Consider the following 25,864-nt stretch of genomic DNA (forward strand, 5'->3'; position numbering starts at 1 on the left):
CACACTCCTGATGGCAGCCGTCCTCGCCCTGACGCTGACGGGCTGCGGCACCCATGACGAAGGATCCGATGTGAACCAGTCCCTCACGGTTGAAGAAGCGAAGGCAATTGCACAGAGCATCGAGACGGAGCTCGCGGCTTTCATCCCCCCGGATATCGTGGCGTCTGTGGACCAGCGCCCCTCCGGCGTCCTGCTGCGGTGCCATGCCGAGGGGGCATACCAGTGGACGGGCGCGACGACGGTTCGCATCGCGCCGGGCAAGCGCGTCGATGCGGAAGCACTGACGTCCGAGATCGTCGCCGCCTACGACGGGAGGGATTCATTCGTCGCAGCCGTCGAGCAGACTTCGGACGGCGAACCAAGAGCCCACATCGTCGGGCCGGACAGCGCGGGGTATTTGGTTTCCGAAGACCCGGACCGTGCCGGCGTCCGCATTGCATCCTTTTCTCCATGCTTCGAACTGCCGGAGGGGTTGTCGCCGGGCGGCTCGTATTGACAGTCCGACCGCGCATCGTGACTCGACCTGCTCGTTGACCCCGGCCGATTCGAGCACTCCGGGCAACGGCACCGACCCGCCGCGACTCCTGGGACAATGGGTCGGTGCGTCTCGTCATCGCCCGTTGCTCCGTCGACTACACCGGCCGCCTCAACGCGCATCTGCCCCTCGCCACCCGCTTGCTCGTGCACAAAGGTGACGGCAGCCTGTTGGTGCACTCCGACGGCGGCTCGTACAAGCCCCTGAACTGGATGAGCCCGCCGTGCTCGCTCACCCTCGAGCAGCCCGACGAGGTCGACGTCGAAGACGGCGTGATCGAGCGCTGGCGCGTCACGCACGCGAAGACGGGTGACGCGCTGCTGGTGCGCATCCACGAGATCATCCACGACACCGCGCACGACCTGGGCGTCGACCCCGGTCTCATCAAAGACGGCGTCGAGGCCGATCTCCAGCGCCTGCTCGCGGAGCAGGTCTCCGTCGTGGGCGAGAACCTCACGCTCGTACGCCGCGAGTACCCCACCGCCATCGGTCCGGTCGACCTGCTGCTGCGCAACGACGACGGCACGGGCACCGTCGCGATCGAAGTCAAGCGCCGCGGAGACATCGACGGCGTCGAGCAGCTGACGCGCTACCTCGAGCTGCTCAACCGCGACCCCCTGCTCGCCCCGGTCACCGGCGTCTACGCCGCGCAGGAGATCAAGCCGCAGGCGCGCGTGCTGGCCACCGACCGCGGCATCCGCTGCCTCACGCTCGACTACGACGAGATGAAGGGCGTGCAATCCGGCGCTCCCCGCCTGTTCTGATCGATACATGCTCGGCTCTGGGACATCCCGGTCAGCGGGTGACTTCCGGTAAGGATGCTGCGCCTTCGGCGCGGAATCGAACGACCAGTTCGATGACGCCACCGAAGGAGGCGCACATGTCACCCCCGTCGTTCGCTCCCGCATCCCGCATCCCGCAGTTCGTCGCCGCCGCCGGTGCGGCGCTCGCCCTCGTCGTGGGCGGGCTTCTCGCCCCACCGCCCCGGTAGCGTGGACGCATGCCCGAACGCTCTCCCTTCTCGTGCGTCCTGTGGGACGTCGACGGAACCCTCGTCGACGCGTCCGAGGGGATCCTCCGCCGCCTGACGACCACGCTGAACCACTTCGGGCGCACGCCGCCGACGCGCGGCGAGCTGTCGCGCTGGATCGGTCCGCCCATGTTCGAGTCGTTCCAGGTGAATGTCGGGATGACCGCCGAGCAGGCCGTCGAGGCCGTGGCGTTCTATCGCGGACTCAACAAGAGCGAGGGCTACACCGTCAGCGCGAGGCTGTATCCCGGCGTCGGCGAGCTGGTGCACGAACTGCACGCGGCCGGCGTGCCGCAGTCGACCGCGAGCTCGAAGCCGGAGGTGCAGGTCGTCGCCCTCATGGACCACTTCGACCTCGCACCCGCCCTCGAGGCGACGGTCGGCGCGTCCCTCGACGAGCGCACCCTGAGCTCCAAGGCCGACATCGTGCGCGAAGCGCTGCGTCGGCTCGAAGCCGCCGGCGCCGACACCTCGCGTCCCGTGCTGATCGGGGATCGGCACCACGATGTCGAGGGCGGTCAGGATGCCGGGGTCCCGGTGATCTTCGTGCGCTGGGGCTTCAGTTGGCCGCACGAGGCCGAGGGCGCCCAAGCCGCGGTCGACGACATCGACCAGCTGCGCGCCCTGCTGCTCGTCGACGACTCCTCCGCGCACGCCACCGCCGGTGCCTGATCTGGGGTGGGTGGTGCCGGCGGCGATCGCCCTGGCGACCGCCGCCCTCGTGTCGCTGATCGTCGTCGTCGCGGTGCGCGCGCAGCGCCGTTCGCCGCGGGCTCGCGCGGCCGCCGAGCAGGCGGTGTCGGATGCCGCCGACACCCTGCTCGCGCTCGATGATGCGGTTCGCGACCTCGATCTGGCCTTCGAAGCCGCCGACGCGGACGAAGCGACCGACGTCCCGATCGCTCTTCGGAGAGCGCGAGCGACGGCGCACCGGGCACGCGATCGCGGATTTGGGGATGTGCTGGCCCTGGAGGACGACAGCGGAGTGGCCGCCCGCCGTCGAACGGAGGCGGCGCGCGTCCAGCAGGCGCTCGAGCTCCAGCGCGAGAGTGTCGTCTCGACTCAGTCGCAGCTGACCGACTGGGTCGCCGTCCATCGCACGCCTCAGCGGCTTCTCGCCGCCGCCCGCGCGCGACGTGACGACCTGGTAACGGCATCCGGCGACCCCGAACCGCTTATCGCCGCCCTGCGCGCGCGTTTCGACGACGCGGACTGGGCCGATGCCGCCACGGCTGCGAGCGCCGCGACCGACGCCCTCGCCGAGGCCGACACGGCCCTCGACCGAGCGGCTGCGGACCCCACCGCCGACCACCTGCTCCGGGTGACCGCGGCCGTGAACCGGGCGGCGCGTCACCTGCGCGCCGTCGAGGATGATCACCGGGTCGCGCTGCAGGCCGCCGACAACGCCGACGCCGAGCTGGCGGCGGCGCGTAGCGAGGTCGAACAGGCCCTCGACGTGGCGACCTCCCGACCCGCTGCAGGTCGCCCCGACGCGGCGGAGCGCCTACGGGTCGCCGCCGATGCTCTCGACGCCGCCGCCACCTCCGCGTCGCGCCGACCGCGCGCGGCGATCGCCGTCGTCGCGACGGTGCGCGAAGAACGCGACCAGCTGCTCGACGAGGCCGTCAGCGTGCGACAGCGTCTGGAGGCGGCACGCGCAGCCCTTCCGGGCACCCTGGCCTGCGCGCGCGCCGCCCTCGCCGCTGCTGACGCACGCGATGCGCCGCGCGACGAGGTCCGGCTCGCCGCTTCCGATGGTGAGAGTCGCATCGCCCTACTGCTCCGTCTCGAGCGCGCACGTCGTCACCTCGCCGAGGCCCGCGCCGCGACCGACGCTGCGGCGGCCCTGGCGGCGGCTCGGGCGGCGTGGGCCGCCGTGCGCTGAGGTCGCTCGCCGAGACGGTGGCTTCGGACCTGCTTCACCGCGACGAGGCGGATCTCACCCGTACGGGCGCCGCACTCACGCGAGCGTTCCTCCCGCACGCGACGATCCGGCGATTCGCCGCGGCGGACGTGGTTCTCGTGCGGCAGGAGATAGGAAACACCCCGGTCGACTTGCTACGTCAGCCGGGGTGGATCCGAAGAAATCGGAAGGCCTCAGAGCGGGCGTATGTTCTCCGCCTGCAGGCCCTTCGGGCCCTGGGCGACCTCGAACTCGACGCGCTGGTTCTCTTCGAGCGAGCGGTAGCCGCCCGACTGGATGGCGCTGTAGTGGGCGAAGACGTCCTGCCCGCCGTCATCCGGGGCGATGAAGCCGAAGCCCTTCTCCGAGTTGAACCACTTGACCGTGCCCTGCGTGCTCATCGTTCTGCCGTTTCACGCTCGAGCCGACACCGAGCGCGCCGGACTGTGCCCCCACGGTAATAGCCGGATTCATCGCGCGCACGGCACCGTGACACAAACGTTGCGCGAGACGAATCGCGATCGAGGCCCCTGAAGCCCATACGACGCCCGGGCTGAGCGAGGCTCGAAGCCCGGGCGTCGACGGATCCCCCCGGATATGTCACGCGAGGCGTGACGAGATGACAATACCGGCGTCGGGGCGCGCGCGCGACACGAAAACGAAGAATCTCGGAGGTGCATCGATGTTCTGTGCTATCCGCACGTCGTAAAATCCGGCTGATGGATGGTCGCCGCCGCGCCTCGGCTCTTGTCGACGAGGCTTATCGCTCCCTCGGCGAGGCCATCGTCGACGGCCGCTTGCGGGCCGGCGATCGCCTGCGCGACGTCGAACTCGCCGATCTCATGGGCATCTCCCGAACGCCGGTGCGCGAAGCACTCCAGAAGCTGGAGCGAATCGGGCTCGTCGAGGTCGCGGCGAACAGGTACACGCGGGTCTCGGCGCTCTCGGACCGAGCCCGCACCGACATGCGCGAATACGCCGCCCACACGATCGCGGGTGCCCTGCGCGTGGCGGTCCCCCGCTGTACCGACGACGAGATCGCCACCCTGCTCGACCTCGTCGACCGCATGCGTGACGCGGACTCCTCGCGCGCCTACGTCAGCGCCGTCCTCGCGTTCTACGCTCACGCGGCGGCCAGTTCGCGCAATGTCGTCTTCGGTCGGGCACTGGAGCAGACCGACCTGGTGCTCAGACGCAACCTCGACGGGTGGGAGAGCATCGCCGACGAGACCCGCGAAACGCTCTTCCGGCATCTCCGTGCCCAGATCGCGGCGCGTGATACCAATGGCGCCACGTGGACCTTCCTCGCCCTGCATGGTTTCGCGTGACCGCACAAGTCCGGCGAGCGCCCGGCCGCGCGCCGCTAGCGTGACGGCATGCCCCACATCGAGCTGCGCGACCTGCACGACGACGACCGGGATACGGCCTTCTCGGCCGCCCGCGCGAGTGGATCGGCCTGGCCCCGCGCCGCGTTCGACGATCGCCCCTCATTCGACGCCTGGGCAGCGCGTGCCGACGTGGTCGCGCAAGCGATCGTCGAGGATGCCGCCGTGGTCGGCGTCGCCGCCGCGATGGACGTGGAGGGCGACCGCGAGATCCTGCTCGCCGTCTCGCCGAACGCCGACGCGGATGCGCCGACCGAGGCCCTGCGCCTGCTGACCGCACGCGAGGCGGAGCGACCGCTGTACGCCTGCGTGGCCGCGAGCGATCACCCAGCGCACGACGTGCTCGCCCGCATCGGGTTCGTCGAGCACGCACGCGACGGCGCCGACGTGGTCTACGTGCTGCCTCCGACGCTGGAGTGACCGTCACCACACGTCAGGCCAGCCGCTTCGCCGCCTTCCTCACCTTCTTCAGCGCCTTCGGCACACGTCGGATGTGCTCCTCCGCGCGCTCGTCAGCACGTGCCGCGACGGCATCGTACGGACCGGTGTCCTCCTGAGCGGTGAAAGCTCGACGGTGCATCTCTCGGGCGCGCTCTGCGAGCAGTACGTCGTCGCGGTGCTCGCCGAGGAGCTTGTGAACCCTTTTAGCGGCTCGACCGAGGCGCCGGGCGTCGGTACCGAACACGTCCGCGTCGGCACGGTCGACGGCCTCGGCGAAATACCGCAGACGGCGGGCGGCCTTTCGCACGTCGTGCAGGCGTTCCAACGAGCCGTCGTTGCGCCGCGCGGCGCGTGCGACACGGTCAGCCTCTCGAAGCAGCAGGCGACGGAACACCTTCTTCGCCTTGGCGTCGTCGTGATCGACTTCGAGGCGCAGTCCTGCTTCACGCAGGGCCTGCGTCCGGGCACGCGCTGCCTCCGAGTCGTGCGCCTCCACGATACGTTCGTGCAGGTGGCGGTATGCCGCCCGTTCGTCGCCCACGAGACGCCGACGGGCATCGGCATCGTCGGCGCCGCATTCCGCGAGAGTGCTCTCGGCACGATCCGCCCGCACCTCGGCGTCGCGCGCGTCACCGAGAAGGTGACCCCAGTCCTTCATCGCCGCGCGCAGGGCACGGGTCTCGGACGACGGGGCGATACGGCGCAGCACGGCGAGCGCGCTTCCAAGTCGCCGGACGGCCATGCGGTGCTGGTGCAGGCCGTCGGGCTCGTCGGCAAGGGCGGCTGCCTCGCTGGACTCGACGTCGGCCGAGGCGGTCTGGACGATCCGACGGGCGAGCGTCTGTGCGGAGAGGGTGTCACGTGACATCCGCCCACGGTAGGAGATCGGATGCCATCAGGGGCCCGGGTTGACGGTCGCAGAAACGCCGAAAGGCCCGGGGCGCGGTCCCACCGCCCCGGGCCTTTCACAGATGGTCGTCAGCGTGCGGCGCCGCGGCGGCCGACGATGAAGCCGTAGATCAGAAGGACGATGATCGAACCGCCGATGGCGAGGAGCCACGTCTGAATGGAGAAGAAGTCCTCGAGAGGCGCGTTGAAGAGAACCGAGCCGAGGAACCCGCCCAGCAGCGCACCCACGACACCGAGCAGGAGCGTGATGAGCCAACCGCCGCCCTGCTTACCGGGGAGGATCAGCTTGGCGATGGCGCCGGCGATGAGGCCGAGGAGAAGAAATCCGAAGAATCCCATTGTTGTTCCTTTCGCGAGTGTGAACCGATGCCCGCTCGAGGCGAGGCGCTCGTTGCATCCAGCTTCCTCCCAGAAAGCACATCTCGGAGGTGGGTTGCGTACGGCCTCGATTTCTGTCTGAGGCACGCGTGACTCGCTCCACTACGCGTTGAGTCGCCGGTTCGCCGACCGGCGAGCGGACCGTCCCGGGCCCGAGAGGTCGATTCCTGCGTATGTTCTGGAATTCGTCAAGGTCCCGGTGAGATATCGAAAATGCTCGCTATAATCGTCCGCGTGTGGGGGCACAAATGGGAGGGGAGTGCGATGGCACTCGAGCAAGTTTTTCGGCGTCTCGATGACTTGGACGGATCGGAACTCGATCTGGATTCCACCCCGGTGTCGTTCGCCCTCGAGGGAGTCCAATACTCCATCGATCTGACGCGGACGAACGCCGACAAACTCCGTGAGGCTTTGGCTCCGTTCATCGCCGCGGCGCGCACGGAGGGCTTGGAACAGGCCCGTCATCTGACGCGGTCGCAACGCACGATGAAGCGGCGTGCGATCCGCGAATGGGCACGCGAGAACAACCTCGAGGTGTCCGATCGTGGTCGCATCAGCGACGCCGTCCTCGACGCGTACGCGTCGCAGGGTGCGCATCGCACGCGCTCCTGAGCAACCCGAACGTCGATTCCCCCGGATCGTCTGGACACGTGGTCCACTCGGAGCCTCCTCGGAGGAGATCGCGGACGGAGCCGCCCACGCGCTGAGCGTGGGCGGCCGTCCCGAACCGGCCGGCTTGCACGTCGTCTTCGTCCCGTCGCGCGCCTCGCCGCGGGATGCGAAGGCCCGGCTCCCGGCGTGCTCACCAGGACGTTCGCGCTGTCCGCGGCACGCGAAGCTTCCGGCGGCGTGGGCCCCACCCCGCACGGGTTCGAAGCCCTCCCGCTCCCGCAGACAACGAAGAAGGCCCCGGGATGAACCCGGGGCCTTCTTCGTTCTGTGCGCCTCCTGCGCTCCTACTGCAATCGAGAGCGCCAGACCGCCCATCTGGCAAAACTACGCGCGCAGGCAGTCACAGGGCGCGTCTCGAGAGATCGATCGTCCATTCCGGCATGCACCCCAGCACCGAAGCGGCTCAGCGCAGAGGCGAACGCTGCCATCATCGCTGACTACGCGGCAAAGATGCCAGTTCGGGCTATCGCTCGGAAGCACGGCGTCAACGAGGGCACGGTGCACCACCGCCTCAAGCGAGCAGGCGTCACGAAACGTCCGTATGCGATTCAACCGAACACGATTGAAGAAATACTGCGGCTTCATGCCAAGGGACGTACGAACGTCGCAATCGCCCACTCGGTCGGCGTTTCGGAGTCGTCGGTCCACAACGTGCTGAAGAAGCACGCTTCGTAGCTGCAGGGGCTTGCGGAGCTCACAGCGCAAGCCCGGGCGGCGTTCGGCGCGTCGCCAGACGATGATAAGGGGCATGGACCAGGCACCACATACCACCGTCATCGCCTGTGACGAGTCTGGTTCCGAGGGCGACAATCTGCTCGACGCTCTCGATCCAGTCTTCGTGCTGGCGAGCACCAATCTAAGCCTCGGCGACGCGGAGGCATTCATGGATCGACTCCGACGCGACATGCCGACCCAAGCGCCAGAGTTCAAGTCGAAGATCGCACTACGCGAGAGACACAGACCAGCGCTCCTCAGTGCCCTCGAGACCCTGAGTGACGCCGGGAATATCCACCTGGTGGACAAGACCTACTTTGTGACCGCGAAGCTCGTTGACGTTCTGCTCGGAGGCGACTTGGTCGATGTCGGCCTGCATGGCCGCGCACGCGCCGACCACCTTGCAAACAACGCTGCAGCGGCGATCGGCCCTCAGACATGGGTCAACCTGCTCAGATCGTTTGCGACGCTTCTACGGGGCCACCGACGCACGGGGAGGGAACGGCCCGCGCCTGACACGTTCTTCGCTGCCCTACGAGATGCACGCACGAGTTGCCAGGACGGAACGACCGGCAGGATGCTTCATCGCATGTGGGCTCGACGTGACATCGTCAGCGAACTGGCCGCCGCACCCACCTCAGCAATGAGAGAGATCGACCCGATGTGGCCCTCATTGGTGGCGGTCGCCCAGGCGTGGACGATCCGCCTCGACGATGTGCCGCTTGAGTTCGTGGCCGACGATTACGGCAGTATCGGCCCGGACTCCGTTGGCGAACTTATATCGGCTGCCGCACGCCCGTTCCCGGTACATGGGTTTTGGCATCCCGGAGCAGAGTTACGTGGCGTCAATTTCGTCGACTCGCGAAGTGACGCACGCGTACAGGTCGCCGACATAATCGCCGGCGTCGGCGGAGCGATCTCAAGACTGGCGTTCGCCGGAGTGCTTGACGACCCGCTGCAAGTACACGCCCATCCGCTCCTAGACGCGAATGTGATGTGCGCTACCGGCTCGCCCATCGACGCGCTATCCGAACGCCGAGAATCCCCGTACTTGGAACAGTACCTACGCCGGAGGAGACGCTAGTGAAAGTCACGACTCACGGCGGAAATCCCAGAGGCACAACGAAAATTCCGCTGTCACGCGAGCATCGCCGCGGATGCTCGGGCGGTCTCCAAGCTGACCTATTCGTCGACTTCAACGATCGCGTACTCGGGATCTTCCTCGCCGTCTTGCGGGTAGTCACCGGGGTTAGAAAGGTGGAGCACTTCAGCGCCGGTGCGGAAGTTGTTGAGCTGGTCGGCAGCGTAGGCCTCAGCTTGGGCCTCCGTTTCAAAGATGGCGTCCTCGTCATCGAAGCCGTCGTCAGCCCATTGAACCTTAAAGCCCACGATGCCCTCCAGTCCTCACGCGCTGCCCTCTCCAGGTGAATGTAAGGCCGCAGGACGGGCCACCGCAACTGGCTGCCTTCCACACACGCTAAGCGGATCATGCTGCGAATGCACCTTGTTCACTCCGGATCCGACACGCCGGTGAGCCCAACCTGACAGGCACCATGATCTGCGCTGTGGACGGCTCGACATCGGAGCCGACCAAAGAGCGCAGGTGCGTCCGCGTGGCCTTTCGCACGAGCCTAGTCTCGTAGCTTGGACAGCACGATGGTCCCTGCTACTGCAGCGACGGCTCGCCAATCGCCAGAAAACCAGCGCTCGGCTACAGCCGGTCGATCCAGGTGTCCTCGTCGCGGTCCGCCCAGGAGTTGCCCGTGTTTGCATGGTGCGCGCGAGACGCGTGCCCCCTCAGCATGTGGATGAGTACGTTCGCCTTGTCTGCCCCAAGCTGCGTGACTGAGGAGATCTGCACGCCGGTGAGCTCAGCCACCATGTCGAACTGTGCACGAGCGGTCCCCACGCCGATCTTCGCGAAGAGGTCGCGGATCGTCTCGCGCTGAATGGGGGTCATCGGAGCCGGCGTTGCTGTATCGCTCTGGCGCGCCGGGTCATGAAGGTCAAACAGTCCGTCTCCCATACATCCATCCTGCCCCGCATCCCGCGAGGTGACTGACGCCGCCCTTCCGTCACTGGACGTTCGGCCAGGACCGCGATGTAGCGTGGAAGGATGCGTGAGACCACCCCGCGCGCCCCGGTCTCGTTGAGCGCTCTCGGGGATCAGCCTCGGTTGTCGGAACCGAAGCACGCCCGCCGCGCCCGCTTCCATCAGTCCTGGTACCGAGTAGTCCAGCTTGGTGTTCGTGGCTGGGGAACGACCCCTAAGGGACGACCCCTTGGCAGCATCCTGCCGCCTGCAGCTGCTGCAGCCGGCAGGAACTTCACCTCACCCGAGGCCGAGGCGATGTTCGTGAAGCGTCGGAACCTGGGCTGGGGTGTTGATCCCGTCCGGATGACCAGCCACATGACCTCAAGCCAAACGCTGCTCATGAACCTCCTCGGACCGCTGGCCGACGATCCAGACTGGCTGCTCGAAGTCCTCCGCGTCGTGCTTGCACGGCCCAACCTGACTGAGGTGCTCGACGTCGCGGTTGAGTTCGCCCCGCCAAAGCGCAGTCATTACCTCGGCGACATGACACGGGTTGATGCCTTCGTAAAGCTTGCAGTGGAGGGTGGCATCGAGGGCCTCGTCCTGGAACTCAAGTACGCGGACAGGTTCAGCAGTCGAAGGCTGCCAGTGTCGGAGAGTCCTCGGTATCGCGACCTTGCCGAATCCACGAGCCTATGGAGATCTCCCGGCCACACCTTCTCCGACGGATCGGCAAATCAACTTGTGCGCTGCCACGCGCTCGGCGCGCGCACCCTGCAGGTTGATCTTGGAGCAACCGTACCGGTCACGCTCATGCTCGTGCACCATCCGCTCGACTTGAGCGCTGGCCCTGTCTTTGATGCGTACCGTCGCCAGCTCGCCGATCCGAAGCTCGCGACGCGGATTGACCTTGAGCTCTTCCTCCAGACTGCGCTCGTCTCAGCTCCCAGCATCGGGCAGGCTCGAGGTATCCAGACGCTTCAACTCCGCTACGTCAGACACGAAGAGAGCGAACCTCTCTGGCACGAGCTCCTCGCGGCAACTCAACCAGCCAGGCGGAGGTGACGGCCTCGGTCGTCTAGGACGGTCAACCCAAGCGACTTGAAGAGACTCGTCAGCCAGGCGCGGAGGTCCCCGTCATTGCCAGGCAGAAGGGGAAGCGCCCCGATGCCAACCTCGTCGGCGGAATCGCGCAGCTTGTAGTCCGTCGCTGGTGTCGGCCATGGAAACAGCGCCACGCCGGCCACGACTGGACGGATGGGCTCGTTCCGATCGTCGAGCACCTGGATGGCATCACGGTAACGGTGGAGCTGATTGACCGCGTCGACTGGTGCGCCCGCCGCGCCGAACTGCTTGATGTACTCGGTCGACCCATCGATGCGGTACTTGGCGTCGAGCACGATCATGACGTCCACACCACCCGACGCCACGATGCGAAGCACGATGTCCGGCTTTTGGATGCCAGTCGGGACGTCGAACGCAGGGTTGTAGGCAAGCGCCGCCTGTACGAACTTGCCGGGGAGCTTCACCGAGCGCGAGAGCCCCTTGCGGAGTGTGAAGCGCAGGCCCGCACTGTCCGTCGGGATCAGCTCAGAGAAGTCCACCTCGGTGCCAAGTAGTTCGGCCGTCACTTGGGCCACCTTGAGGAAGCACCACGTTTCATACAGATCGTTGAGGTCTGACGTTGAGTACTGGTCAGTGCCGTCGTCACCGGCCAGCGCAGCGCTGAGTACGGAGAGGACGCGGTACGACTGGCTGTACCCGATCGCGCTCTGAAGCTGCAGCGACGTCGCTGACGCAGGAACGTCGATAGTGGCGGATGAGATGACCGGCGAGAGCAAGAACTGCCCAACGAGTTCCTTGAGCTCGCCGATCTCCGAAAGTTCCGCGTCGAGACGTGGTGGCCGCTTACCACTCCGCTCTACCGAGCGTTGCACCCGCGCCGCCTGCTCGGATTCGAGCTCAAGCAGTCGAGCATGGACGAACCTGAGTCGAGACCGGATCCAGCGATGCTCAAACGTATCGAGCGACTCAAAGGTGCGGGACACCTGAATCTGGGAGCGCACCGGACCAATACCCGGAACCTCTTGGAAGTTACCGAAGCCGAGTCCGCGCACTACCGCGCGCGTGGCGCCCGCACTGGGGGCACGAACTCGGTGCACGGGCGTGGCCGCGTCTTCGCGCACCAGCGTCCGCCGTGCCGATGAGTTGATGTGCTGGATCGCCGCGTTTAGCGCGCCGAGGTGAATGCGCAGTAGGGTCAGCCATTCGATACCCGAGCCGGTCACATCGCGATTCGCCTTCGCCTGCCGATAGGTACCGCGCAGGTACTCGAGGATGAGTGTGCGGCGCACCGCTGCAACGCCCTCGAGCAGCTCCTCATAGTCCTCGACGTAGTCGATCTTCGAGGGAAACACCTCAGCCTCGATGACGAGTGTCTCTTCACCGGCGCGGAATGAAAAGTCGGTGCGCCCGACCTGCCCCCGGAAGCGCACTGTGAGTGCCAGCAGGTTTGCCTCTGCGACGGTGATGCGCTGAACGATGAGCGTTGGGTCACGAAACATGCTCACCGGCTGCACGCCGGGAAGCTTGCTACGGATGATGAGCTCGTAGTTGCGCTCCTCGAAGAGCACCGGCGTGGCCGCCGTCTCGACCGGAGAGCCGTTCAGAGTCGCCGCGAAGTGCGGCTCAACGTTCTGGTCTTCACGAGACTTGAGCGCAGCCGGAAACTCCGCCGACCCGTTGATCTCGACGGCCAGCGCGTCGGTTTCGAAGCGGGCAAGCTGGGCCATGACGACTATGTCCAGTAGTTGGTGAAGCCCGTTTCGACGAGCCTGCGTTGCATGAGGTCGATGCGCTGGGCGGACACAGGGAAGGCCGAGGCGGCGCCACCGCTGGGCTGCGCCCACTCGCCGAGCTGCTTCAGCAGATTCGAGATAGTCGGTCCGGATCCCTGGATTCGTGGCAGTACTTTCATCGAGATCGCCAGGTCCAGCGGGTCGATCTGGCCGCCCTCCATCGACTCGAACTGGTCGGGCTGCTGCTCGGCCGCCAGGACAAACATCGCAATCTCGTCGCGCACTCGGTAGCCAAAATGCAGCTGCGCGGGCTGGAGCAGATCGTTGAGCTCCGTGAGCGTCTCGATGACCCGGACGACACTCGGATCACCGCTGCGCGGATGGCCAGCAAGCGTCGCGCCCTCTCGACGCCACGCGTCCGCATGCCACTGCTGGGGTGCCGCCACCGCGCCGCCACCCCCAATCAGGCTCAGGTCAACATCCGAGAACTCGATGACGAAGGCTCGGTCGAGAACCTTCCGAGAGAACCCAAAGGTGGTCTCGTCCATGTTGACCGAGCCCACGATGGCAAGGTTGCTCGGGATGACGACCTTCCCCCACTCGTCACCAGCGTCCTGCTTGAGAGGCGTTGCGGGTTCGTCGTCGAGCAGCACGCCGGCTTCCTCGATGCGGGACAACACCTCAGCGAAGTAGTACTCGGGACGAGCGATGTTCATCTCGTCGAGCAGGAAGAAATACTGCTTGTCCAGGTTCTCGGCTGCCTCGCGCGCGAACTGCAGGAGATGGCCCGGCTCGAAATCGCTCTTCAGGTTCTTGTACCCAAGGAGCTCACTGCTGTCGTTCCAGTCGGGACGCACCGGGACGGTCGTCGCGACGGCGCCCGTTGCATCGGCGACCAGACGCGGGAGTGCGCTCTTGCCGGTGCCCGAGACGCCGGCGAGGATGACGAACGGCTTAGTGCGAATTGCCGTGATGTACGACGCGACCTGCCACGGTGTGAAGTGGAAGCCACGCGCTTCGATATAGTCGAGCACCGCCTGGATGTCGACGGTGTCCATCACAGAGGCGACCGCGCCGGCCGGCTGGTTTACCGGCGCAGCCGCCGCCAGTGCTGCAGGCGTAGGGGCCGCAGGAAGGTAGTCGTTGACGTCGGCCACGTCGGACACAAGCGAGAGAGGCATCCTGAGCAGTTCCGATTCGTTTATGTCTAGATGAGCGATGAGTCGAAGAGGGCCGACTGCTCGACGTCAGTGAGTCCGTTTTCAGTTCGCAGCGTACCGACTAGGTCCGACAGTTCCACCTGCTCGGTGAACCCGAGTGTTTCGAGATCCCGCTCCCTCAACCACCAGACGGCGGTATCCGCAAGACGCGGCTTGCTGTTTCGATCAGGGTCGGTCGACGTGGCCTGCAGGAATGAACGCTCGAGATCTGGCGCCGAGCTTGGCGAGTAAACGAACGTCATCGGACGCACGTCAGGCAGACGCTTGAACGGTGGCGAACTCATGGAGCCGCCCCAACGCCCGACGGTGTCGGACGCCCCGTTCGACGGGAAGTCGCCGCTGCGGAACCCGCCATCTTGAGCGCGCACAGTCCCGAACGGGTTGAAGAAGGCTTGCGGCTGGTCGGCGGGGCGAACCTGTGCCCATTCCCGGATCGCCTGCTGGAAGAGGGGCTGCGTCTTCCCCGTCGCAACCTGAGCAGATGCACCACCCGACAGCTCGAGCGCTCGGCGAAAGATCAAATACTCCAAGAGGCGCGTCTGCGCGCGCGATGCACGCAAGCGATCAACAGCGTGCCTTATGAGGTCGGGTGCCAAGTACAGCGCCACTAAGCCTCCTCGTCGTCACGGTCCTTAATGGCCTTCAGCCTATCGGCCGCGATATCGCAGTACTCCTCGCTGATGTCGATACCGATCGACCGGAAGCCATGCCGCCGCGCGAAGGCCATTGTCGTTCCCGACCCATTGAACGGGTCGAGAACGACGCCGCCTGGCGGAGTCGTCGCCAAGATCGGCGTGCGCACCAAGTCTTCGGAGAACGTTGCTTTGTGGAAGGACTTCCCGCGTGCGGTGTTCGTGATCCAAGTATCGAGCGGCGGAAGGATGCTGCCCGACGGCATCTTTCGTCCCACTGGGTGCCGGTCGTAGTAGTACCAACGGTTCTTCGTCAGGTGGAAGACATACTCGTGGGACATCGACGATCGATCGCGCACCTGATCAGGGATCGGATTGGGCTTCACCCAGACGTTGTCGTTGCGAACCAGCCAGCCGTCATCCTGCAGGGCGATTGCGAGGCGGTGCGGAATGAGCAGAAGCTGTTTCGGTCGCGCCCACAGACCGTCCCCTGGACGATCCTGTGGGCGAAGCCCAAATCGCCGCGCGCCCTGCTTGATCTCGCCGCTCTTGTGGGCGCCCTTGCCGCTCCAGTAGGTGTCGCCGATGTTGACCCACAGGGAGCCTGTGTCCTTGAGCACCCGCCGACAGAGGTCGAATACTTCGACCAGCCCGTCAATGAACTGGCGCGGGTGGGCCTCAAGACCCATCTGCCCCTCTTCGCCGTAGTCGCGCTGCCCGTAGTACGGCGGCGACGTCACGATCGAGTCAACCTGGATACCCGAGTCGATGAGACGTTGAAGCTCGCCAATGACATCGCCCTTAAAGATCATCGAGCGGTCGTCAGCGTAGTAGGCCGTCTCGGGGAGCTCCCCCTCCGTGAAGAAGGTCTGAGGGGTCGCAACCGGATTGAGCGCCTGGTTCGCAGGGGTTTGCTTGAGCCGTCCACCCTCGACGGATGACCTGCTCGGCGGGAGCGGGATGATCTTCGCCATGTGCTGCATCAACCACAGTCTCCATCTTCGCTTGGGTGGATGGCGCCAGGCGCGCCCTTGAACGGCTCGCCAGCCGCAAGCGAGCACATTACGGCCAACCTCCGACGTTCACCTAACCGAGCCCTCACGGGGGCGCGGGCGGCCATGCCATGCTGGGCATATGGCCGGATCCAACCCCGGAACAGCCTCCTGGGACGATGTCTTTGGTGACCTCGACGTGCGAACGCTCGATCATGACCAGCGCCTCGATCTGATTAACGACCGAATCGTTGCCGCCCTCGAGGGCAAGACCTGGGCGGCGAAATCAGCCGGCGAAGAGGGTGAGCTGGCGTGGGACGCCGCCATACGAACATTCCTTGACGGCATCTGGGTCGCATGCATCTTCTCGTGCCATGTCGTATGTGAGCGCGAGGTTGCCGGCGTCATCTCAAACTCTGTCAGTCGCATAGGCGGGGAGGTCCCGAAGAACTGGGAGACGTTCGGGCTCGGGAAGTTGCTCGACGAGACGACGAAGCACGATCTTCTACCAAGGTGGCTGATCGACGACATACGTCAGGTGGCGAACGCGCGGAAGCCATACGGGCATTGGCGCTCAGCGATTCACGAGGAGTCGATGATGCAGCGCGTGCGCGCCGAGTCTGAGCGAACCGGCAATCTCAGTCGTTCAAACCTCGCCGAACGATTGATCGTCCGCGATGCGACCCATGCCATGCTCACCACGATCAGGCTCTACTTCGGCAGCTACGGCCTCGGCGGCCCCTGACCGACTGATGAGTTCGTGCTGATTGACCGAGCCGCGCGTGTCAAGGCTTCATTCTCGGGCCCACGCTGCATCCGTCCCGGTCTTCGGCCCTTCGTAGGGAGAGCCCGTCGCCGTGCTTCTTTCGTCGCAGCCCACAAGCCGCCGCGGCTCTTCCAGAAGAGTTCACGTGAGAGCTGATGCACGAACGAGTGGCAGTCTGGGCAGACGGAAACGAGATCCATTAGGCGTTCGGCACCGAGGTTCTTGTATGTCCGATGGTGCAGGTGCATACCGGGGACGCGCGGTCGGTCGCAGACGTAGCAGTCGCTGGGTAACCCAGATGACCAGTAGCGGTCGCGAGTGGCGCGCCACTCGGCAGACTGGATGTACTGCCGGTACTGGCTTGGCCCGTACTTCGCACGGCCGGCTGCAGACATGCTCACGAGCATGACATGGGTATTCGACATCGCGACCGCTCTAGGATCTGAGCATGGCGTGCAGCAAGTGCGGATTCAACGATCACAACAGTAGGACCTGCGACGGCCCTCACTGGGCGTGCCCAACCTGCGGCAAGCCGACCGCAAACATGAATGACTACGCCGAACGCCACGACGGCTCTTACTGTTCACCGTTCACCTCGGCAGGATGCTACGCCTTGGGCTGAGAACCAGTCCCGGTTCAGTCCGCGTCGGCATGCGTGTGCAACTTCGCTGGATGTCATTGCATCACCTCCCGCACAAGCGTCCTGCAGCCAGGCAAACCAGCTGCGGTTCGACACACCCCGCGCGACGTGGGCGTGCACGATAAGACGACAGCCGGTTGGCCCGTCGCCTTAGCCGGGACGAGCTTCGGTCCAACCCACACCGATCTCGATCAGTGCTTACGCAACAATTCCAGAGCATCGATCTCGATGCTCACGGCGATCCGCTCGACCGACTTCAGGGTTAGGTTCCGCTCGCCGCGCTCGACCCCACCCATGTAAGTGCGGTGGACACCAAGGACATCAGCGAAAGCCTCCTGGCTGAGGCCACGTTCTTCACGGTAGCGGCGGAGGTTGCGACCCAGCGTCTTCTGTAGGTCGCCTTCCATGCCTCCTAGCATGAAATTCTGCTACTTGAAGGTCTACATACTTATGAGTAGCATGCGAGCAGCGGCCCGCCCGGGGCCGCCAAACGAGGAGGACTTCATGAGCGGTGGCGACGGGTTCATTCTGGGGACGACGAAGCGGCGCTCGCGTCTGCGGGCCGTGCTGACGTCGCTGAAGGCGCGGCTGGCAGCTCGCTGAGCAACGTCCAGACGAACGTCACCTCTGCCTGTGGCAGAACCCAGCCCGGGACATCCATCGAGATCTCCCGGGCTTCTGCTTCGTTCGGGAGGCGCGCCAGCCGCGGACGACGAGAGCTTGAAATCAGATCAGTGACACGCATCGACGCGATGTCCGTGTCGGTGTAGTCGAGCGAGAGCGTCAGGCCTTTGGCGGGCTGAGCGAGCGTGATGTGGAGCATGTGGCCGCTGCGGGGCGTGATGGTGCGATAGACGTGGCGAACTCGGACAGGTCGCGCATCTCTCACAAGTTCGTCGCCGAGGCGGACGCTGTACGTCTGGCTGCTCTTCCTGGCCGTGCGGCGAATTGGGAGCTCCTCGCCATCGACGCTGTACTGCAGCAACTCGAACGCTCCACGGTCGGCAGCCTCGAAACCGGGGCGCGGGGTCATGAACCAGGTCGACGTCGACGGAACATCGGACAGAAGCTCGTGGAACTCGTCTCTATCCGACGTGCAGGCAAAGCGGGCGATCGGGCTACTCGGAACGACGGTGTACTCCCACGTGACGGTTACGACGAACCGAGGGGCACCTAGGGTGCTCCTCTCATCTATAGATGAGAGCCGAATCCGGACGTCGACGTCGTGCCAGCGCTCTGGTGCGCGTATGACGTTGTCGACGAGATCGGTGTAGATCTCTCGAGCGAACCGGTGATCACCAAGACGCAGGCCGAGGGCGTTGGCGGCGAGGTCATCGAGAAGTTCCGGTGTCGCAACCCGGGCCAGGTCTTCGTTCTCGACGGCGAATCCCCTCACGACCGCATCGCGGAAGTCTGGGGCAGACTCCTTCAGAAGACGGCGGATGCGGGCGTCCTCGCGTCGTTCACGGTCTCGCCCGTCGAAGTAGTCCCATGCGATGCCCAGAAGACCAGCGCCGACGAGGATGCCGCCGAGTTCCCCGAGCGGCCAGAAGGAGAGCCACTCCCAACCCGGAGCACCCGAGATTGCGCGTGCGAGCGTGAGGAGCGCAACTCCGATCCCGAAGGAAACGAGACCTACGATGGTGGCCTTCAGACGAAGAACTTGATTGTCATTTTCGTCGCGCTGCATTTATGTGTCGAATTATGAAGCATCACGCCTAGTTTGTGAAGTGCAGAATGGATCGTTCTCAGCCGCCCTGCGCTTTAGGATCTATCCAATTCGATCAAGCAGCGCAGTGAGAGATCGTTGCAGTCGTCGCGCACTCTCGAGTGAGATCTCAATCCGTTGGCGCTGTAGTTCCTCCTCCACGACGGCGATCCAGGTCTCGTCGTCACCGACGTACTGGTAGGCGAAAACTACTACCTCCGTTGCTTCGACCGAACGGAGAAGTGCACCGCCCCGCGGGAACGTTCGGCTCATCGCGACAACAGGCACGGATTCCAGTGGGGCTTCATGAATCTGGTCGGCGCCAATGTCGGTGAGGTGCTCGCGGTCGCACCAGGAGGGACACTCGCTCAAGGTGTTCATCTGGGTCGTCTCCTGCCTACGGGCCACACGGTGTGGCGCGTAGCACCACGACTACTCGCCAGGTGGTTGCTGCATCCATTCACCCGCCCGAACGCACGGCGAACTCAGCGGAAGCTAGCTTCGCGCGCATTGAACTCGTGACCTCCACCCCATCGGGTGACTCAGGCGTCAGAGCCCGAGGCCCGGGTGCCGATCGGGCAGTGACAGGTCTTCGATCTCGACCCGCTCAAGCTGGTCCGTGACCGCGGTCCGCCGAACGACCCACTCGTGCTCGCCGGTCGAGTAGTTGAAGTACCCGAGCAGATCCCTCGGGTCGAAGCGCGCGGTGTAGACCGCGGAGTCCAGACCGGCGCTGAGATTGCGGCGATGGAACCAGAGCGCGATCCGTAGGTCGTCGGTCCACGACATACCTTGGGCGAAGCCATCAGCAGCAGCGCGATACGCAGTCACTGCATGGTCGGGCCTCGTTGCCTGCTGACCGTCGACGACGAAGCCGACGCGGTCGAAGATTTGCTCCCACTTGTCCGGCGAGAGATAGGCCGTCGGCCACTCGCAGCCCGTCCAGGCATCGTTCAGCCCGACTGCAATTTCGACGGGATCGGTCATGACGCCAGCGGCGACAGCTTCCCACAGCGCGGCAGGGAGACTGTTCCTGCCGATGGGCATGTCAAGGTCGCGGTGGAGCGCAACCTTGGCCCACATCGAAGCGACGCGCCCTGGCTCGATCGGCTGATTCCGCTGCAAATCAAAGAAGAACCATGAAGCTGTGGGCGCGGCATTGTCGTGAGGTGAAGGTATTGACGGATGTTTCACACTGCCCTGAGTATGCGCCAGTGCTCCCAGGCGGTGAAGACGTAGAAGTTACAACAGATTGGTCAGAAGGTCGGGTCGCGGGTCGAAACCGGACGTCGGCGAGGCAGTCACAGATGAAGGATGGGCAACCGCCCAGGGAGAACGCAGAATGGCGCTCGATCCCCGGGGCGGCTGCCACTTTGTCGAACGAACTGTGCAGTCCGTTCAGGGGCGACTCCGTCTGGGGGTCGGAGTGGCCGAACCGAAGATTGCCTCGATTGCGCTCTGCTTGGTCTGTGCTTCGCGTTCGATCTCAGCCCTAACCGTCTCGGCGCGTTGGAGTACCTTGGGGTCGGACTTGCTGGTCTCCACCCAGGCTTCGAGGCCCAGGCGGATTTCTTCGGTGACTGTGCGGTCGTTGAGCTGCGCGATAACTTCCAGCTGCGCTCGCAGACCATCGGTGATCCGCACGCTGAGCGGACGGATCGAGCCGAGCGCCGTCGCCGGCGTCTCAGCGGGGTTGTTCTCACTCATCGTGAGCCTCCTCATCGGGAGCGGCCGACGAACCTGGATGGTTCATCTTGGAGACCGCATGCCGAGGAGGAGCAAGGCTGATTATGGAGCAACAAAGCGAACTTTCAATATTCTGTTCACCAGTGTTGTGATAGCTACGATAAAGAGGGGATCCAGCCGCTCTTTGTAAGATACAACAAAGTTCCTCGCTCATCTTGATATCATCCGAAACTCTCAATTCACGGAAGAACAGGAAGATTCAGCTGTGGCAAGGTCAGAAGGGATGCTGATTCGAGGGCGTCTATAATCGATACTTCGAGCGAAAGTTATCCAAAATATAGATTGCAAAGATGCAGACGATTGTCTATCCTAAATGCAGGATGATTGAAGAATATTCGAAACGCTTTGTCGATGCATTGGCGCAAGAGGTTGACTCGATCAATCGTCGCAGCTCCAATGTCCTCGCCGAGCTCCAGACAGATCCGAAACCGCCCTCCAAAGGAGGAGAACTCGCCGTGCAATGGTGGCGGGTGTCTCTGACGAGTACTGATCCGGTATGCCCTTTCAGCGCTTCCATCGGCGAGTGGTTTAAGTCGCTCGATTACGTACTGCTCGACCTTTTTCTCCCCGATGATGTGATGTGGTCACAGTTCGCTGTGGCAATCCCAACCGCGACACCGAACGAGTCGGGCATTCTCAACACCGTAATCGAAACAATTGAAGCCGTTTTGAAGGGCGTACTCGGTATAGCTACCTGCGACGACAATGTCACGGCAGCATTGTGCTTACGGCAACAGGGCGTGTATTCTTTCTACCCACTCGGCGATTATAGCCAAGATGGAATCGTAAAGACTTCGTATTTCATCAATTCATTGGATTCGAACGCCTCTATCGCTCCGCCGCTAGGAGTGCTCGACGACTCGAGTCGAAACCTGCGTAGCGTCCCATCTGCTGAGCTTCGTTTGAGCAGCAGTGCGCGAGAAGTCGAGCTTGGTCAGCCAGTGCGTCTGCCTGGGGAGTCAGGAATCCTTCTGTGTGATATTTCGTCACAGGTTGGGTGAGCTTAGTACTTTGAGTATTTTGTGGGCCAGCCACCGCGTCGGACGGCCCGTCCCACTACAGCTCTGTCCATCCGTACGTTCTCGACCGAGTGGTAAATCTTCTTTTCACCGCTCGGGCCACCCTCAGCGCTATGCTCATACGGGCGATTTCCACTGGCCAAGCGCCATTTCTTCTCGTCTACGCCTTTTGTGAAGAGTTTATCGAACTTCCGCGGAAGTCCTGGCTTGAGCGTGTAGACGTCTTTCGTGAATTTTTTATCCATCGCAGGAGACACTTCCCGCCTGACTAGCCGGCCGTTCTTGAACACATCGGAAATCTTTGCACCCTGTTTACTGATACTGAGGCGCGGGGCAGATTTTGCGCTTCGACGAGCCGTCTCACGGTTTGCCTGATCAATCTTTGCAAGTACAGACTTGAGTTGCTTTACGCTTCTATCGCGGCGACTCATGGTCATCCTCCGATAGTTGGGCCGGAGCGACCGCATAGATCGATACGTCATCGTGGAAAACGCCAAGCGGCACCTTCGTCTTCAATAGATCGTCGATCTTGATCTCCCATTCGCCATCCTCCGAACCCTCCCCCTGTGGTGTGTCGCTGTCGGTATCTATCCCGAGGTCAGCGGCCGTAACCTTTGCTATCTGGCGTTGGTGCGCGAACCCTGCCCGCGTTTTCCGGATGAAACTGTCATAACTGGCGATGATGTTCTCAAGCTCGACTCCTCGCTTCCGGGCACGCCGCTCAGCGCTCCGCTCTCGTCGCCCAGGCTTCTGAACGAGGCGAAAAAGTGGATCGTGGATATAGATCTCTACCGCGACGATCACTATCGGAATGATTCCCGTCATCATTACGGCGGGGAGGTCCCCTGTGGTGGCGTCGAGTCGTACCCAAATCGCAAGTCCCACCAGTGCGATGAAGATCGATCCGGAGAGGGTGAGGGCGAGTCCACTGGCCCGCGTGTAGGGAAGAGTCCGCGATTCGCCACGAACGGTGTACTGTGGCCGCTTGGTCGGAATGTCGTCTTGCAGGTCCTTAACGAGAGAATGCTGCGACGTCGCGACAATGATGGCCTTGATCTGGCGGGCGAGAATAATTCCCGCGACGAACACCACGAGTCCGAGCAGTCCCCCTAGCCACCATTGGATGGAGAACTCGGCCAGGTCGTCGACCACCGCATACGCTTGAGCGAAGACGTAGAAGTCGAGACCCGCCAGCAGCCCGAAGATCACCACCTGTGCGAGCCAATGGAGGTGGGCGTGGGGATAACGCTCCTGGGCGTTGAGGGCTCTCCATGCTTCCGCGAAGGCGATTCGGGGTTCGTGGGCCTTGTTCTTCTCCTCTCGACGGTCACGCCGCCGCTTGTATCGGAGGAGCGCGTCCTGATAACGCGTGTAGGCGTTTCGGATCGCACCTTCGCCGTTGCTCTTTGCTTGGAAGAGCGCAGCGCGCTCTTCCGCGTCGAGGATGGCGAGGCGGTCGCCTCCGGTTGCACCTCTTGTATCGATGTCCCCATATGTGAAGACTCGAGAAGAGACATCTTTGCGTCGTGATGCCATGTAGATCAACTCCCGGGAATTTAATCGATGGGGCGACTGTAGGTTCCTGCGAGAACCACAAGGCCCGCGAGAACGGCGACGAGGAAGGTTGCGACGATCCCTGTGATGGTCTCGTCGAGCTGGATAAAAATGACGATAATGGCGACTTGCGCGAGCGTGCCAAGAATCGCGCCGACGATTGCGAATCGGAATCGGAAGCTGATGGTGGTGGGCGGCACCAAGGCGTCCCACCCCTCTTCACGGGCTGTTGTGTCGGTTCGCGCCAATCGGCTCAGCTTGTATGCCTGGCGTTTCCTCACGTCTCGCAGTCGATATGTGTTGCCTGCGATGAATGAGGCGACCGCGATGATCAGCGCTGCGATGGCTTGGAGCAAGAATACGTTGAAGTCCGGTACGGAGGCGTAGATCCAGATCAGAAGGAGCGCGTAGGCGGCGAGACTTCCCGAGATGACGATGGATGAGCGAGGGAGAACTCGCGAGAAGTGATCGGTGTCGCTATTTTGAAGTTTCATCCGTTTGCCCCTTATTTGACGCCGAAGACGCTGAGAAGTAGTTGCTTCTTCAGGTAGTCGGCAAATCGTTGTTGTTCTCGGTCGTGCGACCCCGTAGCTGCCCCGTCGATCTCGACGCCAGCGTTCGGAACGGGGCGGATGAAACCTTGGTCGAGGCAGCGTTGGACGACCGCAGCGGCATTGCTTTCGGAAGGGTCTACCGTTGATACGTCGAGACAATCTGTTCCGTCCGATGATGTCCCGAGCAGTGGCGACCACACGATAAAGAAGCTTGAGTCACCGGGGGCGGTATCGCTGGCGAGTGTGAATGCGTAGTTGAGAAGACGCTGTACGCTCCCGTATCGACCAATCTGTGCAGAGGATATAGCTTCCCGAAGACTTTGGACCAGCTCCGAGATCTTCTCGTCCTTGTCCTTCCTTTCACGCGTGGGATTGACGCGCTTGATCGTTAGGAGGTCGGTTCCATCGAGCCCATCTGGCGTCACCAGCGGCGTGCCTTCTCCACCGTCGAGCGTGACCTCAAGGTACGCCCCACTGTCGACCGCGCACTCAATGAACGGCTGTACGCGCGCCAAGATCTGGTCTTGGTTCTCGGGCGCGTTGCTCGTGAGTTCGATCAAGACGTTGTAGTGAGCGTCTTCATGCTGAGGCGCGGGGCTCTCGTCGGTACTAGTCGTGTGCAACTCGGGACACGCAACGGCTGCTGCTTCTTCATCTGGTGCCCCCGCAGTGGAAGCGGTCGCCGAGCAGCTTGACATCACCAGAGCGGATGCCAATGCCACCGAGGAGAGAAGAGCTCGTTTCATGTGGACTCCTTCGATTCAACCCACGGTGATACGGACGACACGGCGGAGCGGGTCGGCGACGCCGTCCCTCGCGGCGACTCCGCCTACCTCGTCTCTCGTTCCATGCCCTTCAGGGGCAGCGAAGCGCTCTGCCGACACGTGACCCTCATCTATGAGCCATGCCTGAACCGTCGCTGCCCGGGCCTTTGACAGCTCGTCATTCTCGGGGCTATCACCTCCGACCCCGTCTGCGAATCCGTCGACCTTGATGGTCCCGGTTGACGTCTGCAGATGGTCTGTGAGGCCGAGGAGGATTGTGGTGCCCTCCTCCGTGAGTGCGGCTTCGCCGGTTTTGAAGGACACGTCGCCGTCAATGACTGCGCTGTTGCCTACCCACTTGTTCAGATCATCCAGCTGGTCGGGCGCGGGGCTACCGAGATCTCGACTCGATACAGGAAGAGTCACGGGGTCCGCCGTGCAGGAACACAGGAGGCTCGCAGTCACGACAACTACAGCGACGATCCACACGCGAGCCCGCAGCGAACGGATCGACTTAGCGCCGGTACCGCAATCCTGAGCTGTCACATGCTGAGACTAGCGACTTGCAACTTGCAGTCGCAAATGTCATCTGTCTCGGTGAGGTGTCGCGCAAGACGCGTGTCCCATGACGGCCCAAAGCTCCTGGGGCGAGAGGATGGTGTTCATGCCGGACGACGCCGACGAGGACATTTGGGGCGCTGCCGCTCGGGCACCGAGGCTCTCAAGTGATGAGTCTCGGCGCCGCGTGATGATCACGGCTGTGAAGATGCTCGAGCGCACCGGACTCACCGTCAGCTTGGAGCACCTCAACCTTGAGAAGTTGATACGTGCTGCGGAGGTCCCACGAAGCGCCTTCTACAGACTTTGGCCAGCGAAGGATCGGTTCTTCGCGGATCTACTGGTCGAACTTGCCACTGCGTCGGAAGCGAACGACGCGATGTTCTACCCCGGGACTCAGGACGTGGCATACGGAGTTATCGACAAGTATCAGCACCTTCTCGGAACTACCGAGGGTCGTGTTGCCGTGCTGCGTGAGGTGGCACGCGTGGCAACGCGCGTCAACTTCGAGCACTTCAGCGAGTCGGTGTCCTGGCGAAGCCACGTCACGCTTGTCGCAACGGCGAGCAGCCTCGCGGACACCGAACACCGAGACCGAGTCGCTGCCGCACTGCAGGAGACGGAGCGTCGTTTCATCGAGCGGACCGCCGAGTTTTACGGCACCGCACTGGCCGGTCTCGGGTTCTCGTTCTATCCGGGTGCGTCGGCGGAGCTGCTGGCAGGCCTGGGGGCTGCTGTCGTTGAAGGTCTGGCCCAGCGGCGTCTCGTAAACCCCGACTTGGTGGACACGATGATCATGAAGCCCGGCATCGACGGCGAGCTTGTCGAATGGCACCCCGCGGCGCTGGGGTTCTGGGGCATCCTGGAGGGTCTCGTGGACGTGGAAACGCGTCGGGACTCAGATAGTTGAG

The 25,864-nt window shown here is 63.7% G+C and carries 31 protein-coding genes; 13 read left to right on the forward strand and 18 right to left on the reverse strand.

Annotated features, from left to right (window positions below):
* Positions 1-10: 10 nt before the first annotated feature.
* From QE410_RS16095 to QE410_RS16110, 4 genes are all read left to right on the forward strand, one after another.
* Positions 11-496, forward strand: a complete 486-nt coding sequence (locus QE410_RS16095) for a hypothetical protein (RefSeq protein ID WP_307333860.1) — start codon at positions 11-13, stop codon at positions 494-496.
* Positions 497-600: 104 nt separating this feature from the next.
* Positions 601-1,299, forward strand: coding sequence for an endonuclease NucS (gene nucS, locus QE410_RS16100; RefSeq protein ID WP_307333861.1), 699 nt, complete (start codon positions 601-603; stop codon positions 1,297-1,299).
* A gap of 236 nt (positions 1,300-1,535) precedes the next feature.
* Positions 1,536-2,237: an HAD hydrolase-like protein gene (locus QE410_RS16105; protein WP_307333863.1), complete on the forward strand. Its 702-nt coding sequence runs from the start codon at positions 1,536-1,538 to the stop codon at positions 2,235-2,237.
* The gene (locus tag QE410_RS16110) at positions 2,230-3,450 is read left to right on the forward strand and encodes a hypothetical protein (protein ID WP_307333865.1); all 1,221 of its coding nucleotides are present in this window, start codon (positions 2,230-2,232) and stop codon (positions 3,448-3,450) included. The genes QE410_RS16105 and QE410_RS16110 overlap by 8 nt, the downstream gene beginning before the upstream one ends.
* Positions 3,451-3,662: 212 nt before the next feature.
* Here QE410_RS16110 and QE410_RS16115 read toward each other — a convergent pair whose 3' ends face one another.
* A complete protein-coding gene (locus tag QE410_RS16115; RefSeq protein ID WP_144830844.1) occupies positions 3,663-3,869 on the reverse strand; it encodes a cold-shock protein in 207 nt (68 codons plus the stop codon).
* A 318-nt stretch (positions 3,870-4,187) separates the two neighbouring features.
* On the opposite strand from QE410_RS16115, the gene QE410_RS16120 reads away from it, so the two are divergent.
* Together QE410_RS16120 and QE410_RS16125 are read left to right on the forward strand one after the other, a co-directional pair.
* A complete protein-coding gene (locus QE410_RS16120) occupies positions 4,188-4,796 on the forward strand; it encodes a GntR family transcriptional regulator (protein ID WP_307333867.1) in 609 nt (202 codons plus the stop codon).
* A 48-nt stretch (positions 4,797-4,844) separates the two neighbouring features.
* Positions 4,845-5,273 (forward strand): GNAT family N-acetyltransferase, encoded by a 429-nt coding sequence (locus QE410_RS16125; RefSeq protein WP_307333869.1) that lies wholly within the window; start codon positions 4,845-4,847, stop codon positions 5,271-5,273.
* Between the two features lie 13 nt (positions 5,274-5,286).
* On the opposite strand, the gene QE410_RS16130 is transcribed toward QE410_RS16125, so the two are convergent.
* Both QE410_RS16130 and QE410_RS16135 read right to left on the reverse strand, forming a co-directional pair.
* On the reverse strand, positions 5,287-6,162 hold the full coding sequence (locus tag QE410_RS16130) for a CHAD domain-containing protein (RefSeq protein ID WP_307333871.1): 876 nt from the start codon (positions 6,160-6,162) through the stop codon (positions 5,287-5,289).
* Between the two features lie 110 nt (positions 6,163-6,272).
* A complete protein-coding gene (locus tag QE410_RS16135) occupies positions 6,273-6,542 on the reverse strand; it encodes a GlsB/YeaQ/YmgE family stress response membrane protein (RefSeq protein ID WP_307333873.1) in 270 nt (89 codons plus the stop codon).
* 303 nt (positions 6,543-6,845) lie between these two features.
* On the opposite strand from QE410_RS16135, the gene QE410_RS16140 reads away from it, so the two are divergent.
* From QE410_RS16140 to QE410_RS16145, 3 genes are all read left to right on the forward strand, one after another.
* Positions 6,846-7,193, forward strand: a complete 348-nt coding sequence (locus QE410_RS16140; protein ID WP_307333875.1) for an Lsr2 family protein — start codon at positions 6,846-6,848, stop codon at positions 7,191-7,193.
* A gap of 327 nt (positions 7,194-7,520) precedes the next feature.
* A complete protein-coding gene (locus QE410_RS17185) occupies positions 7,521-7,928 on the forward strand; it encodes a helix-turn-helix domain-containing protein (protein WP_373459354.1) in 408 nt (135 codons plus the stop codon).
* A gap of 73 nt (positions 7,929-8,001) precedes the next feature.
* Positions 8,002-9,051, forward strand: a complete 1,050-nt coding sequence (locus QE410_RS16145) for a DUF3800 domain-containing protein (protein ID WP_307333877.1) — start codon at positions 8,002-8,004, stop codon at positions 9,049-9,051.
* Positions 9,052-9,149: 98 nt separating this feature from the next.
* On the opposite strand, the gene QE410_RS16150 is transcribed toward QE410_RS16145, so the two are convergent.
* Together QE410_RS16150 and QE410_RS16155 are read right to left on the reverse strand one after the other, a co-directional pair.
* Positions 9,150-9,356, reverse strand: coding sequence for a hypothetical protein (locus QE410_RS16150; protein ID WP_307333879.1), 207 nt, complete (start codon positions 9,354-9,356; stop codon positions 9,150-9,152).
* A gap of 322 nt (positions 9,357-9,678) precedes the next feature.
* Positions 9,679-9,927, reverse strand: a complete 249-nt coding sequence (locus QE410_RS16155; RefSeq protein WP_307333881.1) for a hypothetical protein — start codon at positions 9,925-9,927, stop codon at positions 9,679-9,681.
* Between the two features lie 156 nt (positions 9,928-10,083).
* Between QE410_RS16155 and QE410_RS16160 the strand changes: the two genes are divergently transcribed.
* Positions 10,084-11,067: a hypothetical protein gene (locus tag QE410_RS16160; RefSeq protein ID WP_307333883.1), complete on the forward strand. Its 984-nt coding sequence runs from the start codon at positions 10,084-10,086 to the stop codon at positions 11,065-11,067.
* On the opposite strand, the gene QE410_RS16165 is transcribed toward QE410_RS16160, so the two are convergent.
* Genes QE410_RS16165 through QE410_RS16180 form a run of 4 tightly spaced genes read right to left on the reverse strand, consistent with a single transcriptional unit; the run spans position 11,046 to position 15,626 of the window.
* Positions 11,046-12,794, reverse strand: a complete 1,749-nt coding sequence (locus tag QE410_RS16165) for a DUF2357 domain-containing protein (protein ID WP_307333885.1) — start codon at positions 12,792-12,794, stop codon at positions 11,046-11,048. The two genes, QE410_RS16160 and QE410_RS16165, sit on opposite strands and share 22 nt — an antisense overlap.
* A gap of 5 nt (positions 12,795-12,799) precedes the next feature.
* Positions 12,800-13,957: an McrB family protein gene (locus tag QE410_RS16170; protein ID WP_307333887.1), complete on the reverse strand. Its 1,158-nt coding sequence runs from the start codon at positions 13,955-13,957 to the stop codon at positions 12,800-12,802.
* A 50-nt stretch (positions 13,958-14,007) separates the two neighbouring features.
* Positions 14,008-14,628 carry a hypothetical protein gene (locus QE410_RS16175; RefSeq protein ID WP_307333889.1) on the reverse strand — a complete coding sequence of 207 codons (621 nt, stop codon included), beginning with the start codon at positions 14,626-14,628 and terminating at the stop codon, positions 14,008-14,010.
* Positions 14,628-15,626, reverse strand: a complete 999-nt coding sequence (locus QE410_RS16180; RefSeq protein ID WP_307333891.1) for a site-specific DNA-methyltransferase — start codon at positions 15,624-15,626, stop codon at positions 14,628-14,630. The genes QE410_RS16175 and QE410_RS16180 overlap by 1 nt, the downstream gene beginning before the upstream one ends.
* A gap of 160 nt (positions 15,627-15,786) precedes the next feature.
* Between QE410_RS16180 and QE410_RS16185 the strand changes: the two genes are divergently transcribed.
* Complete coding sequence (locus QE410_RS16185; RefSeq protein ID WP_307333893.1) at positions 15,787-16,389, forward strand: hypothetical protein; 603 nt, start codon at positions 15,787-15,789, stop codon at positions 16,387-16,389.
* 852 nt (positions 16,390-17,241) lie between these two features.
* On the opposite strand, the gene QE410_RS16190 is transcribed toward QE410_RS16185, so the two are convergent.
* From QE410_RS16190 to QE410_RS16205, 5 genes are all read right to left on the reverse strand, one after another.
* On the reverse strand, positions 17,242-17,457 hold the full coding sequence (locus QE410_RS16190) for a helix-turn-helix domain-containing protein (RefSeq protein ID WP_307333895.1): 216 nt from the start codon (positions 17,455-17,457) through the stop codon (positions 17,242-17,244).
* Between the two features lie 116 nt (positions 17,458-17,573).
* Complete coding sequence (locus QE410_RS16195) at positions 17,574-18,740, reverse strand: hypothetical protein (protein WP_307333897.1); 1,167 nt, start codon at positions 18,738-18,740, stop codon at positions 17,574-17,576.
* An 81-nt stretch (positions 18,741-18,821) separates the two neighbouring features.
* Positions 18,822-19,139, reverse strand: a complete 318-nt coding sequence (locus QE410_RS17190; protein ID WP_373459355.1) for a hypothetical protein — start codon at positions 19,137-19,139, stop codon at positions 18,822-18,824.
* A gap of 168 nt (positions 19,140-19,307) precedes the next feature.
* Positions 19,308-19,745: a hypothetical protein gene (locus tag QE410_RS16200; protein WP_307333898.1), complete on the reverse strand. Its 438-nt coding sequence runs from the start codon at positions 19,743-19,745 to the stop codon at positions 19,308-19,310.
* A gap of 411 nt (positions 19,746-20,156) precedes the next feature.
* Positions 20,157-20,465 carry a hypothetical protein gene (locus tag QE410_RS16205; RefSeq protein WP_307333900.1) on the reverse strand — a complete coding sequence of 103 codons (309 nt, stop codon included), beginning with the start codon at positions 20,463-20,465 and terminating at the stop codon, positions 20,157-20,159.
* Between the two features lie 329 nt (positions 20,466-20,794).
* Here QE410_RS16205 and QE410_RS16210 point away from each other — a divergent pair, with 329 nt between their 5' ends.
* Positions 20,795-21,505, forward strand: a complete 711-nt coding sequence (locus QE410_RS16210; protein WP_307333902.1) for a hypothetical protein — start codon at positions 20,795-20,797, stop codon at positions 21,503-21,505.
* 432 nt (positions 21,506-21,937) lie between these two features.
* On the opposite strand, the gene QE410_RS16215 is transcribed toward QE410_RS16210, so the two are convergent.
* Genes QE410_RS16215 through QE410_RS16230 form a run of 4 tightly spaced genes read right to left on the reverse strand, consistent with a single transcriptional unit; the run spans position 21,938 to position 24,941 of the window.
* On the reverse strand, positions 21,938-23,059 hold the full coding sequence (locus QE410_RS16215; RefSeq protein WP_307333904.1) for a hypothetical protein: 1,122 nt from the start codon (positions 23,057-23,059) through the stop codon (positions 21,938-21,940).
* A gap of 20 nt (positions 23,060-23,079) precedes the next feature.
* Positions 23,080-23,571: a hypothetical protein gene (locus tag QE410_RS16220; protein WP_307333907.1), complete on the reverse strand. Its 492-nt coding sequence runs from the start codon at positions 23,569-23,571 to the stop codon at positions 23,080-23,082.
* An 11-nt stretch (positions 23,572-23,582) separates the two neighbouring features.
* Positions 23,583-24,377, reverse strand: a complete 795-nt coding sequence (locus QE410_RS16225) for a hypothetical protein (RefSeq protein ID WP_307333909.1) — start codon at positions 24,375-24,377, stop codon at positions 23,583-23,585.
* 15 nt (positions 24,378-24,392) lie between these two features.
* On the reverse strand, positions 24,393-24,941 hold the full coding sequence (locus QE410_RS16230) for an OmpA family protein (RefSeq protein WP_307333911.1): 549 nt from the start codon (positions 24,939-24,941) through the stop codon (positions 24,393-24,395).
* Between the two features lie 118 nt (positions 24,942-25,059).
* Between QE410_RS16230 and QE410_RS16235 the strand changes: the two genes are divergently transcribed.
* Positions 25,060-25,863: a hypothetical protein gene (locus tag QE410_RS16235; protein ID WP_307333913.1), complete on the forward strand. Its 804-nt coding sequence runs from the start codon at positions 25,060-25,062 to the stop codon at positions 25,861-25,863.
* Position 25,864: the final 1 nt, after the last annotated feature.

The sequence above is a fragment of the Microbacterium sp. SORGH_AS_1204 genome (assembly GCF_030818935.1).
Taxonomy (GTDB): domain Bacteria; phylum Actinomycetota; class Actinomycetes; order Actinomycetales; family Microbacteriaceae; genus Microbacterium.

What these genes read in the sequence shown, in the direction of transcription:
- QE410_RS16095 (WP_307333860.1), top strand. Translation starts at nt 11, where the DNA reads ATGGCAGCCGTCCTCGCCCTGACGCTGACGGGCTGCGGCACCCATGAC.
- QE410_RS16105 (WP_307333863.1), top strand. Translation starts at nt 1,536, where the DNA reads ATGCCCGAACGCTCTCCCTTCTCGTGCGTCCTGTGGGACGTCGACGGA.
- QE410_RS16115 (WP_144830844.1), bottom strand. Translation starts at nt 3,869, where the DNA reads ATGAGCACGCAGGGCACGGTCAAGTGGTTCAACTCGGAGAAGGGCTTC.
- QE410_RS16120 (WP_307333867.1), top strand. Translation starts at nt 4,188, where the DNA reads ATGGATGGTCGCCGCCGCGCCTCGGCTCTTGTCGACGAGGCTTATCGC.
- QE410_RS16125 (WP_307333869.1), top strand. Translation starts at nt 4,845, where the DNA reads ATGCCCCACATCGAGCTGCGCGACCTGCACGACGACGACCGGGATACG.
- QE410_RS16130 (WP_307333871.1), bottom strand. Translation starts at nt 6,162, where the DNA reads ATGTCACGTGACACCCTCTCCGCACAGACGCTCGCCCGTCGGATCGTC.
- QE410_RS16135 (WP_307333873.1), bottom strand. Translation starts at nt 6,542, where the DNA reads ATGGGATTCTTCGGATTTCTTCTCCTCGGCCTCATCGCCGGCGCCATC.
- QE410_RS16140 (WP_307333875.1), top strand. Translation starts at nt 6,846, where the DNA reads ATGGCACTCGAGCAAGTTTTTCGGCGTCTCGATGACTTGGACGGATCG.
- QE410_RS16145 (WP_307333877.1), top strand. Translation starts at nt 8,002, where the DNA reads ATGGACCAGGCACCACATACCACCGTCATCGCCTGTGACGAGTCTGGT.
- QE410_RS16155 (WP_307333881.1), bottom strand. Translation starts at nt 9,927, where the DNA reads ATGACCCCCATTCAGCGCGAGACGATCCGCGACCTCTTCGCGAAGATC.
- QE410_RS16160 (WP_307333883.1), top strand. Translation starts at nt 10,084, where the DNA reads ATGCGTGAGACCACCCCGCGCGCCCCGGTCTCGTTGAGCGCTCTCGGG.
- QE410_RS16165 (WP_307333885.1), bottom strand. Translation starts at nt 12,794, where the DNA reads ATGGCCCAGCTTGCCCGCTTCGAAACCGACGCGCTGGCCGTCGAGATC.
- QE410_RS16180 (WP_307333891.1), bottom strand. Translation starts at nt 15,626, where the DNA reads ATGGCGAAGATCATCCCGCTCCCGCCGAGCAGGTCATCCGTCGAGGGT.
- QE410_RS16185 (WP_307333893.1), top strand. Translation starts at nt 15,787, where the DNA reads ATGGCCGGATCCAACCCCGGAACAGCCTCCTGGGACGATGTCTTTGGT.
- QE410_RS16190 (WP_307333895.1), bottom strand. Translation starts at nt 17,457, where the DNA reads ATGGAAGGCGACCTACAGAAGACGCTGGGTCGCAACCTCCGCCGCTAC.
- QE410_RS16195 (WP_307333897.1), bottom strand. Translation starts at nt 18,740, where the DNA reads ATGCAGCGCGACGAAAATGACAATCAAGTTCTTCGTCTGAAGGCCACC.
- QE410_RS17190 (WP_373459355.1), bottom strand. Translation starts at nt 19,139, where the DNA reads ATGAACACCTTGAGCGAGTGTCCCTCCTGGTGCGACCGCGAGCACCTC.
- QE410_RS16200 (WP_307333898.1), bottom strand. Translation starts at nt 19,745, where the DNA reads ATGACCGATCCCGTCGAAATTGCAGTCGGGCTGAACGATGCCTGGACG.
- QE410_RS16205 (WP_307333900.1), bottom strand. Translation starts at nt 20,465, where the DNA reads ATGAGTGAGAACAACCCCGCTGAGACGCCGGCGACGGCGCTCGGCTCG.
- QE410_RS16210 (WP_307333902.1), top strand. Translation starts at nt 20,795, where the DNA reads ATGCAGACGATTGTCTATCCTAAATGCAGGATGATTGAAGAATATTCG.
- QE410_RS16215 (WP_307333904.1), bottom strand. Translation starts at nt 23,059, where the DNA reads ATGGCATCACGACGCAAAGATGTCTCTTCTCGAGTCTTCACATATGGG.
- QE410_RS16220 (WP_307333907.1), bottom strand. Translation starts at nt 23,571, where the DNA reads ATGAAACTTCAAAATAGCGACACCGATCACTTCTCGCGAGTTCTCCCT.
- QE410_RS16225 (WP_307333909.1), bottom strand. Translation starts at nt 24,377, where the DNA reads ATGAAACGAGCTCTTCTCTCCTCGGTGGCATTGGCATCCGCTCTGGTG.
- QE410_RS16235 (WP_307333913.1), top strand. Translation starts at nt 25,060, where the DNA reads ATGCCGGACGACGCCGACGAGGACATTTGGGGCGCTGCCGCTCGGGCA.